The sequence below is a fragment of the Pseudomonas sp. CVAP#3 genome, from assembly GCF_018986375.1.
GTDB lineage: Bacteria > Pseudomonadota > Gammaproteobacteria > Pseudomonadales > Pseudomonadaceae > Aquipseudomonas > Aquipseudomonas helvetica.
Window position 1 is genome coordinate 305,852 of the sequence record NZ_JAHMSC010000003.1, and the last position, 14,206, is coordinate 320,057.

The window sequence follows — 14,206 nt, forward strand, 5'->3', positions numbered from 1 at the left end:
GGCTTTTATCCCTCGCAAGACTCACGCATTACCAGTCGCTCACGCACCACGTCATAAACCCAGTGGTAGACGTAGGTGTATGGCAGAAAAAACAGCAACACCCCGATGTCCAGAATCAACGCCTGCAACAGGCTGACGTTCAACCACCAGGCAATCAGCGGCACACTGACCGCCACCAGCCCCCCTTCAAACAGCAAGGCGTGCACGACTCGGGTAGCGGCACTGTGGGTAAGCGCCAGACGCTTGAGCAGACGGTCGAACAAACCGTTGAACAACACGTTCCAGGCCAAGGCGATCAGACCGATGGCAATGGTCACGGCGCCCATCTCGACCATCGGCTTGTCCATCAGCCACGCCAGCAACGGTGTACACAGCATGACCGCCAGCAGCTCGAAGCCAATGGCCTGAAAAACACGTTCGGTAAAGGATTTGTTGGTGCTCATCATCAAGCTCCCTGGGTGAATGTGGTTGCCATCATCTACCACCACACCGATACTTCATAACCAATAACCATCGATCAAGGCGATAGTTCATGGCCTCACATGAAGTGCTGCTGGCGTTCGTCCAGGCTGCGACCCAAGGCTCGTTTTCTGCGGCGGCGCGCAAACTCGGCAAGAGCCAGTCGACCATCAGTGCGGCGGTCGCCAGCCTGGAAATCGACCTGAACGTGACACTGTTCGATCGCAGCAGCCGCAAGCCCAGCCTGACCTCGGCCGGGCATGTCATGCTGCAACGCGCCGAAGACATTCTGGCCGCCACCAGCCGCCTGGAAATGAGCGCTGCCCAGCTGTCCCAAGGCGTTGAGGCGAAGCTGACGGTGGCGATTTCCGACACCTACCAGTCCGATCGTTTTGAAGCCGCGTTGAGTGACTTCGAGCAGCGTTATCCAGACCTGGAACTCGAATGCCTGATTGCCGAGTGCGACGATTTGATCGCCCTGGTGCAACGCGGGCGCGCGCATATTGCCTTCGCCGAAATGCAGTCCGACTACCCAGCCGACCTGAACAGCGCGACGGTCGACGAGCGCACGGAAATTGCCTTGTTCGTGTCGACCGAACATCCGCTGGCGGCGCTGCAAAAGGTCGATAAGGAAACGTTGCAGCAGCACCGTGAATTGCGCCTGGCAACCATCATCAATCCCTACGAAACCCGTGCCCAAGGCCGGGTCTGGTCGGCGCCCAGTTACCTGATGCTGCTGGAAATGGCCCAAGGCGGTTTTGGTTGGGCGCCCTTGCCGCGCTGGTTGGTCGGGCGTTTTGGAGCGGGCTCGTTGCAGGAACTCAAGGTCCGCGGCTGGCCAAAACCGGTGTCGGTTGACGCCCTTTGGTCCCGCCTGCATCCGCCGGGGCCGGCGGGAAGCTGGTTGCTGGCCAAGATGCTGGAGTGATCAAAAAATCACAGCCCCCCCCCGTAGGAGGGGTCGCGAAAATCACTTGAGCTCACTCAACCGCCGCTCGATAAACCGTCGCTCCGGCGCTTGCCGAGTCAATTCAAGGGCGCGCAAATAAGCCGCCCTCGCCTCTTCAACACGTCCCAGTTGCCGACAGAACTCGGCGCGCGCCGAATGGGCCAGGTGATAGTCAAGCAGCTCGCCTCGCTGCAGAATCACTTCGACCAGCGTCAACCCCGCCAGCGGCCCATCGCGCCGGGACAGCGCCGCCGCGCGATTGAGTTCAATCACCGGCGAAGGCTGCACCCGCAGCAACACGTCATACAGCCCGACAATCTGCGGCCAGTCGGTTTGCTCGGCCGTTGCGGCCTCGGCATGCACCGCCGAGATTGCTGCTTGCAGGCAATAAGGTCCAAAGCCACGCGTGCCCAGCGCGCGTTCGATCAAGGCAGAGCCTTCGGCAATCATCTGGGCATTCCACAGCGAACGATCCTGCTCATCGAGCACGATCAATTCACCCGACGCCGAGGTTCTGGCCGGGCGTCGCGATTCATTGAGCAGCATCAGCGCCAACAGCCCCATCACTTCGGCCTCCGGCAACAGCTCCATCAGCAAGCGACCGAGACGGATCGCTTCACGGGTCAGGTCTTCGCGGGTCAGCTCGCTGCCGACCGACGCCGAATACCCTTCGTTGAACACCAGGTAAATCACCCGCAATACGCTGTCGAGGCGCTCGGGCAGTTCGGCAACGGAAGGCACTTGATAGGGGATTTTCGCGTCACGGATTTTGCTTTTGGCACGCACGATGCGCTGAGCGATGGTGGACGGTGCAACGAGAAACGCCCGGGCGATTTCCTCAGTGGTCAGGTCGCAGACTTCGCGCAGCGTCAACGGCACCTGCGCATCCGCCGCCAAGGCCGGATGGCAGCAGGTGAAGATCAGCCGCAAGCGATCGTCTTCCACATCCTCAGCACTCCAGTCGGTCTCTTCGAGCTCTTCCAGCTGTGCCACCAACGCCGCTTGGGAGGCCGCAAATCGCGCCCGACGACGCAAACCGTCAATGGCCTTGAAACGCCCGGTCGACACCAGCCAGGCGCGTGGGTTATCGGGCACGCCATCGCGCTGCCAGCGTTCGACTGCGACAAAGAAGGCTTCATGCAAAGCCTCTTCGGCAAGGTCGAAATCCCCCAGCAAGCGAATCAACGTGGCGAGGATGCGCCGCGATTCGTTGCGATAAACCGCCTCGACCAGCGCCTTGACCGACTCGCCCGGCATCAGTTTGTCATGCCTGTAATCACCCTAGGTTCAACTCACGGACGGGTCGTACTTCAACGCTGCCGACCCGGGCTGCCGGGATGTTGCCGGCGACCTGAATGGCCTCGTTCAGGTCCTTCGCATCGATCAGGTAGAAACCGGCCAGTTGCTCCTTGGTTTCGGCGAACGGGCCATCGGTGATCGACAGCTTGCCGCCGCGCATACGCACCGTGGTGGCGGTCTGAACGGATTCCAGCGCCTCGGCGGCGAGCATCCGGCCGCTGCCCTGAACCGACTCGGCGTAGGCTATGCACTCGGCATCATGGGGGCTGTCGGGCGAGGCATGCAGGAGCTGTTCGTCGCTGTAGACCAGGCATAGGTATTTCATAGGACTCTCCGTCATCAGGCTGATCAACTATGGCTGCAGATTGAGCATTTGGCGAAAATCCCGACGATCAGGGTGGCCGCTTGAACAGCGTCTGAACATCAGTGGGCTTTTTGTGTGAAGACACGCTTAGTCGTCTGGCGACAAGCCAAATCGACCGCTCAAATAAAATAAATGTCGAAGAGACAAACTGGCTAAAATCCACAGTTCACCTTTGTCGGACCACGGACACCGCCAGTGATCACCCAACTCGTTCCCTACGAACAGCTGACACCCGCTCAATGCCAGCAACTGGAAGCCATTGAGATCCCTGACCGGCAGAAGCAATTCTCCGGCGATATCGACATGGCCCTGCACACCTTGTTGTCAGCACCGCGTGACGGCATCAAGGGCTTTGCCCTGCTCGTCGACGAGATCCCGGTAGCGTTCCTGCTGCTCAAGCGTCCGCCGTTCCTGCCGCACTGGGCCCATGAAGACACCGCGACCCTGCACGCGCTACAGGTCGATCACCGCCACCAGGGCAAGGGTTATGGCAGCGCACTTATGAAGGCCCTGCCACTTGCTGCACGCCAGGCCTGGCCAGAGATCAAGGGGTTGGAGCTGTCGGTGGATGCGCACAACGAATCGGCGCTCGGGCTCTATCTCAAGCAAGGCTGGGTCGACAGCGGTAACGCCTACAAAGGCCGGATCGGTTATGAGCGGCGCATGGCCCTGGCATTCTGAACACCCGATAACCTTTCATGGATGAAGTGAACAATGCTGACCACTATCGAACAACTTGAAGCGATTTACGGCCGCCCTCACGACCGCGCCGTGCGCAAGGAAATCCCCTTTCTCAACCTCGATTACCAAGCGATGGTGCGCGCCTCGCCGCTGGTCATCCTGAGCTCGGTCGGCCCCGACGGCATGGACGGTTCACCGCGTGGCGATACGCCGGGTTTCGTACGGATCATCGATGAGCGAACCCTGGCGATCCCCGACCGCCCGGGCAATAACCGCATCGACACCTTGCGCAATATCGTTCTCGATTCGCGGATCTCGTTGCTGTTCATCATTCCGGGGATTGGCGAGACATTGCGGGTCAATGGCCGCGCGCGGATCAGCGCCGAGCCCGCTCTGCTGGAAAGCTTTGCGGTGAACGGCAAACCGCCGCGTACGGTGATTCTGGTGGAGGTCGAAGCCGCCTATTTCCATTGTTCCAAGGCTATCGTCCGCTCGGATTTGTGGAACCCGGAAAAGTACCTGGACCGCTCGGCCCTGCCCACCGCAGGCGCCTTTCACAAGCGCCTGAATGACAGCCAGTTCGATGCCGAGGCGTATGATCGGGAAGCGCCTGTCAGGTTGCACGACAGCCTTTATTGAGAATCGCCATCTCCAACGTCGAGGCTCCTACAGGGGATATGAGGCGTTGGCAGAACGGGCGCTCGGCGCAAAATCTGTAGTGGACGTTACAGATCCAGCGCCATCTCATGCCAGGCCATGCCGCCGTGGTCGGATGCGGACACGTTGAGGTAGACGAAACCAAACCCGGCATACAGCGGTATGTGCCGTTCCTTGCACATCAGGTTGATGCGGATTTTGCCCAAATCACGCATGCGGACAATGAACTCGGCCATCAAGCGCTTCGCCAGCCCCAGCCCTTGAAAGTCCGGGTGCACCACCACCGACATGATCACCACCTGCGGGCCATCCGGGTCATGGCCAATCATTTCCTTGAAGGCTTCATCCGCCATTTCTACCTGATACGCCGCCCCCGAATTGATAAACCCGGCGACGACACCGTCGACCTCGGCCACGATAAAACCTTGCGGCCAGGTGGCAATCCGTGTGGCGATTTTCTCGTGAGTGGCCGCTTCATCACCTTCATAGGCTTGGGTTTCGATGGCGAAACAGCGATCAAGATCAGCCGGCGTGACCTGGCGAATGACAGTCGTGGGGGAGTTCATGGCGTGGCTCGATCAGCGAAAAAGAGGGAGCAAATCATAAATTAATAAGGACGGCATATCGATCATTTGCAAGCCCGTAAAGCCTTCGTATAGCGGCTTTCTTTCGCGCAAGGTTCGGGCTATTGCTTGTTCCTGTCTTTCGCCATGAAGAGGGAAACTCACCATGAGTAGCGTTCAGGTTGGTCTTCTTATGCTGTTCACCATCAGTGCTTTTGGCTTTATCACGCTGACGATCGATGTGTTGCGAGCGCGGCGAATCAGCAAAGACAAATAGTGCAGATGCCTGGAGGCGGCGGCGCTTGAGTGCGCCGCCTCTCAACCCCTTCACGCAGTTTTGAGCGGCACCCAGATTTCCAGCACGCCGGTATTGAGCTTCGGGTTGAAGTCGTCGCTGTAGCGCTCGAACTCCGGGGCATCGGCGGCCTCGTAACCCGACGTTGGCAACCAGGTTTTCCAGATGTACTCAAAGGTTTGCGGCAGGGTGTCTAGCGCACCTTCGTGCTTGAACACCGCATAGTGCTGCGGCTGTATTTCGATCCAGCGGTAGAGTTCTGGCAGGTCATCGAGCTTGCTGATTTCGACACCCGCAATGTATTCAAACCCACCTTTACCGTCCGGGTTGCAGCAGACGCCGTAGGTTACTTCCCCGATCTGCCCTGGAACGTTACCGATGTGCGGTACGAATTTATCCCAGAGCTTGGGAATACCTTCGGTGGTGTCCTCTCTAAACCGCCCGCCAAGTCCGGCGATCAGCATAAAATGCCCCGTTTCGAAGCGCGGTCCAGCGTCCACGCCGTTTTTTGGATCGTCCATGAATCAACTCCTGCAACTGAAGGTGGGTTCGGCTACAAGTATAGAAGCCAAACCGGATTCCCCCAGTCAAAGGCCCGGAAGTTCTGCAACAGCGGCTGGAACGATAAACTCCTGATAGCCAGAAACGATAACGTAGACCGCGAAATAACAGAAGATCGCTGCAGATACGAGGTAAGAGTAGCGCAGCAGCTTGTCACCCAGAAGCTTGCCACCCTGGGTCGCCGCCAGGCACAGGGCAACGCACCACAGCAGCCCGGCGCAAAAGAATCCTGCCAGAAACAGTGCAGCATTGCTCAGGCTACCGCCCCCGGAACGGGCAATCAGCGTACCGCCGACCGCGGCGAACCAGAGAATCGCACTGAGCGACGACATTGCCAGAAAAATCCCACGGAAAAACTCCCGCCGATGGGAACCGGCACTGACTTCACCTGCCTCTGCCAATACGGCGCTGTGATAAATCGCCGAGTAAATCATCTTCGCCGCGAAGTACAGCAGCAACGCCGAACCACCGACCCACAACACCCAGCGCACCGCCGAGTACTGCAACAGCACCGTCATGCCCGCCAGCGCCAGCACCGCGTAAATCAGGTCACCGACACAGGTGCCGAGCCCCAACGCAAAACCCTGAAAATACCCGCGTTGCATGGCCAGTGTGATCATCGCAATGTTGGCCACGCCGATGTCCAGGCACAGCGAAAGGCTCAGCAAAAATCCGCTGGAAAACTCCATTTTTCATCTCGTTTAAAAGTGGTCGTTGAGTAAGTGCCAACTTCTGCAAGAAGCGTGCGCGCGTTGGCTGATGGCGAAAACTTGCGTGTGCGATCAACAGTGTCATGGAAAATAGTTGAATCTCGCCACTAGACAATTGGCCATCGGCGCCCTTATCTTCCGCCACAGGCCACCGCAGTGGCCAGCGTCGCTCGGACGGTTCCGGGCGCTTACGTTATCGAGGCAACAATGGCCGAACAAGGTTCGCCGCGCCGCTTTGCGCGCATAGATCGACTCCCCCCTTACGTGTTCAATATCACTGCCGAGCTGAAGATGGCCGCCCGTCGTCGTGGCGAAGACATCATCGACTTGAGCATGGGTAATCCTGACGGCGCCACTCCGCCACACATCGTGGAGAAACTGGTGACCGTCGCCCAGCGCGAAGACACCCACGGCTACTCCACCTCCAAGGGTATTCCGCGTCTGCGCCGGGCGATTTCCAATTGGTACAAGGATCGCTACCAGGTCGACATCGACCCGGAAAGCGAAGCCATCGTCACCATCGGCTCCAAGGAAGGCCTGGCGCACTTGATGCTCGCCACCCTCGATCAGGGCGACACGGTGTTGGTGCCGAACCCGAGCTACCCGATCCACATCTACGGTGCAGTGATTGCCGGCGCACAAGTGCGCTCGGTGCCGCTGATCCCCGGCGTGGACTTTTTCGCCGAGCTGGAGCGGGCCATTCGCGGCTCGATTCCGAAACCGAAGATGATGATTCTCGGCTTCCCGTCCAACCCGACCGCGCAGTGCGTCGAACTGGATTTCTTCGAGCGGGTGATCGCCCTCGCCAAACAATATGACGTGCTGGTGGTGCATGACCTGGCCTACGCCGACATCGTCTACGACGGCTGGAAAGCCCCGTCGATCATGCAGGTGCCGGGCGCCAAGGACATCGCGGTGGAGTTTTTCACCCTGTCCAAGAGCTACAACATGGCCGGCTGGCGGATCGGTTTCATGGTCGGCAACCCGGAACTGGTCAACGCCCTGGCGCGGATCAAGAGCTACCACGACTACGGCACTTTCACCCCGCTGCAAGTGGCGGCCATCGCCGCGCTGGAAGGTGATCAACAGTGCGTCAAAGACATCGCCGAGCAGTATCGTCAACGTCGCAACGTGCTGGTCAAAGGCTTGCATGAACTGGGCTGGATGGTCGAAAACCCGAAAGCCTCGATGTACGTCTGGGCCAAGATCCCTGAAGCCTACGCGCACTTGGGTTCGCTGGAGTTCGCCAAGAAACTGCTGGCCGAGGCCAAGGTCTGCGTTTCGCCGGGAGTGGGGTTTGGTGAATACGGGGATGATCATGTGCGCTTCGCGCTGATCGAAAACCAGGACCGGATTCGTCAGGCAGTCCGCGGGATTCGCGGGATGTTCAGGGCGGATGCGGCGGCGGGTTGATTTCGCGGTTTTCTGAATAGAACAAAAATGCCCCTGTGAGTGTATTGCGCTCACGGGGGCATTTTCGTATCGGGTAGTTGATGGTTAACGCCGTGGTGGGGGCGGCAACTCAGTCGCGCCTTCGTAGTAGAAAGGTGCCATGTCAATAACGGCCGGACCTTTCAGCGTACGGCCCACCCCTTCACATGCAGCGTTGTTCAACATGCCGTTGTCATGGTCCCCCATCCAGCTAAACAGCCCTCCCAGTTTCCATTCAGCCACGTACTCGCCTTTGGCTTTGACGGTACGGGGTGTATCCAGAGAAATGAACACGTTGGTCGTTGGGTTGTAGAGAAAGTCCGCATCCGCGTTCTTGTCGGTGTACAAGGTAAAACCACTCAGAGGCTGCTTCGTTTCCAAATCCAGGTAATGCTTCATCGCGCCGGGCCATTCGGTAATGCCCGGTTCAAAACAGCCTGGCGTCGTGTTCGCCCCCGGCTTCTGGCTATACGTCCCCACCAGAGGTGACACGCTCGTCAGCACGGCTTGCTGAGCATTTCGACTATAACCGGCGTAGCCGATAAAAATCTTTTTTGACGGCACGCCCAACCCCAGCAGGTACTGCACCGCTGAATGCGCCGAGTTCTCGGTAATATCAGCGGGATTACTGCGGTACAGATTGCAATGGTGTTGGATTTTTAGCGCCCAGGGCGTACCGAAGAAGTCATAACACATGAGATTGATGCCATCGAGACCGGCCTGAATCAGCAGTGGGATGTTGGACTTGGCCAATTTGACCGGATCGGCAATGGCCGCAATGCTGATTTGTACATCCGCTCGCCCGATGGCAACCAGTTTGTCTTTAACTTCCTTGATCAGTACCGCGAAGTAAGCGGGGTCATCGACATCGTATAGGTTGCCCTCCCACGTTTCATCAGGTTGCGGCTCACTCCCAGATACCGATGGGTACTCCCAGTCGATATCGATTCCGCCGAACATGGGCCATTTTTGAAAAATGGCTGCAATCGTATCGACACAGCGTTTTCTCTTGACCGGGTCTCTCACGACCTCATAAAAGGCATGGCTCATTGACCAACCGCCAAGGCTCAGGGAAATTTCCAGGCCCGGATTGGCTGCTTTCAGTTTAAGAAGTGCACCTAATACGCCTTGTGCTTGGGCGGGGTCATAAAGCTCGTCATACTCATTACTTTTCCACGCGTTGAAACCGCAATTGATAAAGGCGGCGACATCATTCCAGGGATCGATTAACGTCGCCGTTGCTGCCAAGTCTTTCTCTGCCTTATCCAACTCCTCTTGAGTTGGCCATTCAGGATCGACAGCTGGGGAAAGCTTCCAGCGCGTCAGTGACTTATTAATCACCTGCCGATTGACCCCTCTGTCCCCCACTATCGCGGCAAATCCAAGCACAAATTTATCGAAGGTTCCGGTCTTGCCCAGTAGCCGCATGATGTCGGTTCCACGACCTCCCGTTGCAAGTGCTGGAGTCGGCGCAGGAGGTCCATTGCCATAACGCGTATCGCCAATACCCCAGTCGCTGTAATAGCAAAAACACCTGTAGTCATTGTCTTCATACTGATTGAAGACATTCTTGGCCATCCGACCGGGGGTATAGGACAGCTGATCATCTCGCGTGGTGGGATCAAAGTTATTGAGCCGATAGGTTAGATCCGCAGCCCCCACCCCCCACATTTCACCGTTAACCAGAGTGCCGGGGTCCGTATCGTAAACAAGTTGGCTCACTCTGACTTTTCGGTTTGCCTGCGATGCAGCTGGTTGTTTGGTGGTCATAATGTTTTCTCCCTGCACACGTAAATGAGTCACGAATTCATGAGCAACTTTTACGCGGGGCACGGCACAGCGCCTACCTGTCAAAGTTGACAGTGCCGACGAGTGGTATTCAGGGATTGAGGATCACAAAGAAGAAAGCCGCGACAAGGACTCAGCATCCTCTCGCGGCTCTGGTGACGCTGTAAGTCCGGCACCCGCACAACGTGCAGGCACCGCGATAAATCAAACCACCAACGACAACAACATGATGAAGCCCAGCGCAACGACGGACAGGATGGTTTCCATCGCGGTCCAGGTCTTGAAGGTTTCGGCCACGGTCATGTTGAAGTACTGCTTGACCAGCCAGAAGCCGGCGTCGTTGACGTGCGACAGGATCAACGAACCTGCGCCGGTGGCCAGCACCAGCAACTCGCGGTTCACGCCCGGAATCATCCCCACCACCGGCACCACAATGCCGGCACCGGTAATGGTCGCCACAGTCGCGGAACCAGTCGCCACGCGGATCACCGCAGCGACCAGCCAGGCCAGCAGAATCGGTGAAATCTGTGCGCTCACCGCCATGTGGCCGATTACGTCGCCCACACCACTGGTCACCAGCATCTGCTTGAAGCCACCGCCGGCACCGATGATCAGAATGATCGCGGCGGTTGGCGCCAGGCTGGCGTCGAGCAGTTTCAGAATCTGTTTGGAACCAATGCCCTGACGATGCCCAAAGGTGTACAGCGACAGCAGCAACGCCAGCAGCAACGCCGAGATCGGGTGACCGATCATGTCCATCCAGGTGCGGAAGAAATGCCCGTCCGGCAGCGCGATGTCGGCAAAGGTTTTCAGCAGCATCAGGAACACTGGCAACAGCACGGTGATCAGCGTAATGCTGAAGCTCGGCAAGGTGCTGGAGTGCGGCTCGCGAGCCAGTTGATCCACCAGTTCCTGGTTAGGATGGCCGGGGATGTACTTGGCGATGAACGTGCCGTAGATCGGACCGGCAATGATCGCGGTCGGCAGGGCAACGATCAGACCGTAGAGAATGGTTTTACCGATGTCCGCACCGAACACCCCGATGGCCAGCAATGGACCCGGGTGTGGCGGAACCAGACCGTGCACGGCGGACAGACCGGCCAGCAGCGGGATACCGATCTTGATGATTGAAATCCCGGTACGGCGAGCAACGATGAACACCAGCGGGATCAGCAGTACAAAGCCGATTTCGAAGAACAACGGGATACCGACCAGGAAGGCCGCAAACATCATGGCCCATTGCACGCGCTCTTTGCCGAACGCGCGAATCAGGGTCTGGGCGATCTGATCCGCCCCACCCGACTCGGCCATCATTTTGCCAAGCATGGTGCCCAACGCAAGGATGATCCCGACAAACCCGAGTACCCCACCGAAACCGTCCTGGAACGCCTTGATGATGGTGCCAATCGGCATGCCCGAGGTCAGCCCGAGAAAAGCCGCGGCGATGATTAATGCAATGAAGGGATGAAGCTTGAACTTGGTGATCAGGACGATTAATCCAATCACGGTGATCACTGCATCAAGCAGCAAAAACGACTCGTGGGACATGCCAAACATGGGGGGTATCTCCTGTTTGTTGTTGTTATTGAAGCGGGTTATTCAGAAGCCGTCAGGACAGCGCTATCTCTTGCAGCAACACTCAGCCGGCGAGTTTCAAACCATGACTGAGCCACCAGGCGTGGGCCTGCCGGGCGAGTTCATCGACGTTGTGCTTCGAGGCATCGAGCGCCAGGGTCAGTGGCTCGCCAACGGGCGATTCAAGGGTCGCGAACTGGCTGGCGATCAAGGTCGACGGCATGAAATGCCCCGGACGATGAGCCACGCGATCGGCGGCGACTTCAGGGGTCAACTCGAGGAACACAAAACCCAGGCCCGGCAAGGCGCTGCGCAAGCGTTCACGGTAACTGTGCTTGAGCGCCGAGCAGGTCAACACCGGGCGTGCGCCCGAGGCATCGACGCGACGCAACTCCTCGCACAGGCTGTCGAGCCAGCCGGCACGGTCGTCGTCGTTGAGGGGAATACCCGCGCTCATCTTTTCGATATTGGCGGTAGGGTGAAAGGTATCGCCTTCAATGCCGGTTGCGCCGCTGAGCAGGCACAGGGCTTCGCTGACGCTGGACTTGCCGCAGCCGGCCACGCCCATGATGACCAGGGCGGTGATAGGTTGACTCATGTAACACCTCAGCGCGCAGACAGCGCTACCTTTGCTACGTGAAACTCTAGTGCAAAAGCAGGCATTGCCGACGCCTTCTTGTCATTTTTATGGGTTGCAGCACGTTCTTTCCCAACGCCAAAAAACAGGGATCAGGCAAACCCTGCTCAAGCATTTGCAGCCGCATCGAGACAGCGCTACCTTAGTGCCTTGAATTTTGTTTGGCAAGCTGCCCGATGACCTCCACTAAAAACGATAAAAATACTCGCACCACCGGCCGCCCTACCCTCAACGAAGTCGCCCGTCTGGCGGGTGTGAGTCCAATCACCGCGTCCAGGGCCTTGCGCGGGATCAGCACCGTCGCCACCGAGCTGGTGGAAAAGGTCCAGCAGGCCGCGCTCGAACTGAACTACGTGGTCAACCCCGCTGCCCGCGCACTGGCTTCGGCCCAGAGCCATTCGGTGGTGGTGCTGGTGCCGTCGCTGTCGAACCTGCTGTTCATCGAAACCCTGGAAGCCATCCATCAGGTGCTGCGTCCCAAAGGCTTTGAAGTGCTGATCGGCAACTATCACTATTCCCGTGATGAAGAAGAAAACCTGCTGCGCAACTACATGGCCTATCAGCCAAGAGGGTTGCTGCTGACCGGTTTCGATCGCACCGAAAGTGCCCGCCGGATGATCGAAACCAGCAATATCCCCTGCGTCTACATGATGGACCTGGACCCGGGCGCCGGTCTGAACTGCGTTGGTTTTTCGCAATTGAGTGCCGGCGAAACCGCCGCACAACACTTGATCTCGCGCGGTCGTCGGCACCTGGCCTACATCGGCGCACAACTCGACCAACGCACCTTGCTGCGCGGCGAAGGCTTCCGGCGCGCCTTGCAGCAAGCCGGCCTGTACGACCCGGACCTTGAGTTGCTGACACCGCGTCCCTCTTCGGTGGGCCTTGGCGGCGAATTATTCCTGCAGATGATGGCGAGCCATCCGCAGGTCGACGCGATTTTCTTCGGCAACGACGACCTGGCCCAGGGCGCCCTGCTCGAAGCCATGCGCCACGGGATCAAGATCCCCGAACAAGTCGCCGTCCTCGGCTTCAACGACCTGCCAGCGTCGGCGCACATGGTGCCGCGCCTGAGCAGCATCAGCACCCCGCGTGAAGCCATCGGCCGGCGCGCAGCCGAGCACATGCTGACCTTGATGGCCGGCAACTCGGTGGCCAATCCGGTGTTGGATATGGGTTTCGAGTTGAAGGTTCGGGAGAGTACCTGACACAGGTAAAACTACATCCACTTAAAAAGACACCTTACAACTCGCAAAACGTTGCGCCTGCAAAAGCACTGAAAGTCCGTTAAGTTAAACTAAGCTGACGGCAGTTCAAACCTGATACTGCCGCCAGCTTACTGAGGGCATGATGCCCTTTAACTATCACGGAAGAACGCCATGAATACATTTTCAAAACACCTGAAAACCGCGCTGACCTGTAGCGCGCTATTATTTTTTACAATCACTCAATCCTTCGCCGATCAAATACCTGTCAACTTATGGAGGGTGCCATCAGCCGTTGTAAAAGAGGGTAGTTTCCATAGCGTGATCGTTGACCGCGGCGAACTGAAAAAAGCGATCGCCAGCAGTAACGGCAATTACCTATTCTCCGAAGTCGGAGCAGGTGTTCAATCATTGGTGCTGATTGGCACATCCACTCAACTGGTCGAGTACCTGCTCAACAATAAACATCGCCTGATCGAAAACAGGATAGATGAATTACCCGAGATCCATATCGGCATTTCCCCTTACATCCCTCAGGATCGCTTTGCAGGATTGTTCCCGATAGGCGATTCGATCACCGAAGTCGTTACTCAACTGACAAATTTTATTCCCGGTGGTGGTGCCTGGAGAGACATCGCCAGCATTCCCGGTACGTTGTGGGGACTCAAGGCAGGAATCGACAAACTTAGCGAGTCACAGAAACAGGCAGGCACCTTGCTCTACGTAAAACTCAGCTATCTCCCAGAAGACAAAATGACCCTGCTGGGGCGAAACACAATCAGTTTCGATCAGATACTGAACGCATTGCAGGCCCAGTACCTGAAAGAAAGTCACTGAGAACAGTGGCTCCCGACATAGGCGGGAGCCCCTGTTTCACGCAGGTACTGGCGTGGCTCATCAAATCGACGAACGCCAGCGCTCCTTTACTCCAACGGCTGGCGTTGCCCGATGCGGCCTGAGCACACTTCTGGTTAAAACCCCACCTGACAACACGCGAAATGCTTGCATAAGCGGCTCTCGGACCTTCCCGCC

15 protein-coding genes are annotated in these 14,206 nt (G+C 57.8%); 6 read left to right on the forward strand and 9 right to left on the reverse strand.

What is annotated here, in order from left to right; genetic code table 11:
* Positions 1–5: 5 nt before the first annotated feature.
* On the reverse strand, positions 6–443 hold the full coding sequence (locus KRR23_RS07590; RefSeq protein WP_216741983.1) for a multidrug/biocide efflux PACE transporter: 438 nt from the start codon (positions 441–443) through the stop codon (positions 6–8).
* A gap of 89 nt (positions 444–532) precedes the next feature.
* On the opposite strand from KRR23_RS07590, the gene KRR23_RS07595 reads away from it, so the two are divergent.
* Complete coding sequence (locus tag KRR23_RS07595; RefSeq protein ID WP_216741984.1) at positions 533–1,387, forward strand: LysR family transcriptional regulator; 855 nt, start codon at positions 533–535, stop codon at positions 1,385–1,387.
* A gap of 42 nt (positions 1,388–1,429) precedes the next feature.
* Here the strand turns inward: KRR23_RS07595 and KRR23_RS07600 are convergent, their stop codons facing one another.
* Together KRR23_RS07600 and KRR23_RS07605 are read right to left on the reverse strand one after the other, a co-directional pair.
* Positions 1,430–2,665 carry an RNA polymerase sigma factor gene (locus KRR23_RS07600; RefSeq protein WP_216741985.1) on the reverse strand — a complete coding sequence of 412 codons (1,236 nt, stop codon included), beginning with the start codon at positions 2,663–2,665 and terminating at the stop codon, positions 1,430–1,432.
* 19 nt (positions 2,666–2,684) lie between these two features.
* Positions 2,685–3,032: a YciI family protein gene (locus KRR23_RS07605; RefSeq protein WP_216741986.1), complete on the reverse strand. Its 348-nt coding sequence runs from the start codon at positions 3,030–3,032 to the stop codon at positions 2,685–2,687.
* 234 nt (positions 3,033–3,266) lie between these two features.
* Between KRR23_RS07605 and KRR23_RS07610 the strand changes: the two genes are divergently transcribed.
* Both KRR23_RS07610 and KRR23_RS07615 read left to right on the forward strand, forming a co-directional pair.
* Complete coding sequence (locus KRR23_RS07610) at positions 3,267–3,752, forward strand: GNAT family N-acetyltransferase (protein ID WP_216741987.1); 486 nt, start codon at positions 3,267–3,269, stop codon at positions 3,750–3,752.
* A 33-nt stretch (positions 3,753–3,785) separates the two neighbouring features.
* Positions 3,786–4,391 carry a pyridoxamine 5'-phosphate oxidase family protein gene (locus tag KRR23_RS07615; RefSeq protein WP_216741988.1) on the forward strand — a complete coding sequence of 202 codons (606 nt, stop codon included), beginning with the start codon at positions 3,786–3,788 and terminating at the stop codon, positions 4,389–4,391.
* Positions 4,392–4,477: 86 nt separating this feature from the next.
* Here KRR23_RS07615 and KRR23_RS07620 read toward each other — a convergent pair whose 3' ends face one another.
* The 3 genes from KRR23_RS07620 to KRR23_RS07630 form a co-directional block, all read right to left on the reverse strand.
* Positions 4,478–4,975, reverse strand: a complete 498-nt coding sequence (locus KRR23_RS07620) for a GNAT family N-acetyltransferase (RefSeq protein ID WP_216741989.1) — start codon at positions 4,973–4,975, stop codon at positions 4,478–4,480.
* Positions 4,976–5,299: 324 nt separating this feature from the next.
* Entirely contained in the window at positions 5,300–5,788 is a 489-nt protein-coding gene (locus KRR23_RS07625) for a GyrI-like domain-containing protein (protein WP_216741990.1), read from the reverse strand.
* Positions 5,789–5,854: 66 nt separating this feature from the next.
* On the reverse strand, positions 5,855–6,517 hold the full coding sequence (locus tag KRR23_RS07630; protein ID WP_216741991.1) for a LysE family translocator: 663 nt from the start codon (positions 6,515–6,517) through the stop codon (positions 5,855–5,857).
* A gap of 228 nt (positions 6,518–6,745) precedes the next feature.
* Between KRR23_RS07630 and alaC the strand changes: the two genes are divergently transcribed.
* A complete protein-coding gene (gene alaC / locus KRR23_RS07635) occupies positions 6,746–7,951 on the forward strand; it encodes an alanine transaminase (protein ID WP_216741992.1) in 1,206 nt (401 codons plus the stop codon).
* An 84-nt stretch (positions 7,952–8,035) separates the two neighbouring features.
* Here the strand turns inward: alaC and KRR23_RS07640 are convergent, their stop codons facing one another.
* The 3 genes from KRR23_RS07640 to KRR23_RS07650 all read right to left on the reverse strand — a co-directional run bounded on the left by KRR23_RS07640 (position 8,036) and on the right by KRR23_RS07650 (position 11,930).
* Positions 8,036–9,739, reverse strand: coding sequence for a glycosyl hydrolase family 18 protein (locus tag KRR23_RS07640; RefSeq protein WP_216741993.1), 1,704 nt, complete (start codon positions 9,737–9,739; stop codon positions 8,036–8,038).
* 222 nt (positions 9,740–9,961) lie between these two features.
* Entirely contained in the window at positions 9,962–11,314 is a 1,353-nt protein-coding gene (locus KRR23_RS07645; protein WP_216741994.1) for a GntP family permease, read from the reverse strand.
* 82 nt (positions 11,315–11,396) lie between these two features.
* On the reverse strand, positions 11,397–11,930 hold the full coding sequence (locus KRR23_RS07650) for a gluconokinase (RefSeq protein ID WP_216741995.1): 534 nt from the start codon (positions 11,928–11,930) through the stop codon (positions 11,397–11,399).
* 215 nt (positions 11,931–12,145) lie between these two features.
* Here KRR23_RS07650 and KRR23_RS07655 point away from each other — a divergent pair, with 215 nt between their 5' ends.
* Together KRR23_RS07655 and KRR23_RS07660 are read left to right on the forward strand one after the other, a co-directional pair.
* Positions 12,146–13,177: a LacI family DNA-binding transcriptional regulator gene (locus tag KRR23_RS07655; RefSeq protein ID WP_216741996.1), complete on the forward strand. Its 1,032-nt coding sequence runs from the start codon at positions 12,146–12,148 to the stop codon at positions 13,175–13,177.
* A 171-nt stretch (positions 13,178–13,348) separates the two neighbouring features.
* Positions 13,349–14,011, forward strand: a complete 663-nt coding sequence (locus tag KRR23_RS07660) for a hypothetical protein (RefSeq protein ID WP_216741997.1) — start codon at positions 13,349–13,351, stop codon at positions 14,009–14,011.
* Positions 14,012–14,206 lie beyond the last annotated feature (195 nt).

What these genes read in the sequence shown, in the direction of transcription:
- KRR23_RS07590 (WP_216741983.1), bottom strand. Translation starts at nt 443, where the DNA reads ATGAGCACCAACAAATCCTTTACCGAACGTGTTTTTCAGGCCATTGGC.
- KRR23_RS07595 (WP_216741984.1), top strand. Translation starts at nt 533, where the DNA reads ATGGCCTCACATGAAGTGCTGCTGGCGTTCGTCCAGGCTGCGACCCAA.
- KRR23_RS07600 (WP_216741985.1), bottom strand. Translation starts at nt 2,665, where the DNA reads ATGCCGGGCGAGTCGGTCAAGGCGCTGGTCGAGGCGGTTTATCGCAAC.
- KRR23_RS07605 (WP_216741986.1), bottom strand. Translation starts at nt 3,032, where the DNA reads ATGAAATACCTATGCCTGGTCTACAGCGACGAACAGCTCCTGCATGCC.
- KRR23_RS07615 (WP_216741988.1), top strand. Translation starts at nt 3,786, where the DNA reads ATGCTGACCACTATCGAACAACTTGAAGCGATTTACGGCCGCCCTCAC.
- KRR23_RS07620 (WP_216741989.1), bottom strand. Translation starts at nt 4,975, where the DNA reads ATGAACTCCCCCACGACTGTCATTCGCCAGGTCACGCCGGCTGATCTT.
- KRR23_RS07625 (WP_216741990.1), bottom strand. Translation starts at nt 5,788, where the DNA reads ATGGACGATCCAAAAAACGGCGTGGACGCTGGACCGCGCTTCGAAACG.
- KRR23_RS07630 (WP_216741991.1), bottom strand. Translation starts at nt 6,517, where the DNA reads ATGGAGTTTTCCAGCGGATTTTTGCTGAGCCTTTCGCTGTGCCTGGAC.
- alaC (WP_216741992.1), top strand. Translation starts at nt 6,746, where the DNA reads ATGGCCGAACAAGGTTCGCCGCGCCGCTTTGCGCGCATAGATCGACTC.
- KRR23_RS07640 (WP_216741993.1), bottom strand. Translation starts at nt 9,739, where the DNA reads ATGACCACCAAACAACCAGCTGCATCGCAGGCAAACCGAAAAGTCAGA.
- KRR23_RS07645 (WP_216741994.1), bottom strand. Translation starts at nt 11,314, where the DNA reads ATGTTTGGCATGTCCCACGAGTCGTTTTTGCTGCTTGATGCAGTGATC.
- KRR23_RS07650 (WP_216741995.1), bottom strand. Translation starts at nt 11,930, where the DNA reads ATGAGTCAACCTATCACCGCCCTGGTCATCATGGGCGTGGCCGGCTGC.
- KRR23_RS07655 (WP_216741996.1), top strand. Translation starts at nt 12,146, where the DNA reads ATGACCTCCACTAAAAACGATAAAAATACTCGCACCACCGGCCGCCCT.
- KRR23_RS07660 (WP_216741997.1), top strand. Translation starts at nt 13,349, where the DNA reads ATGAATACATTTTCAAAACACCTGAAAACCGCGCTGACCTGTAGCGCG.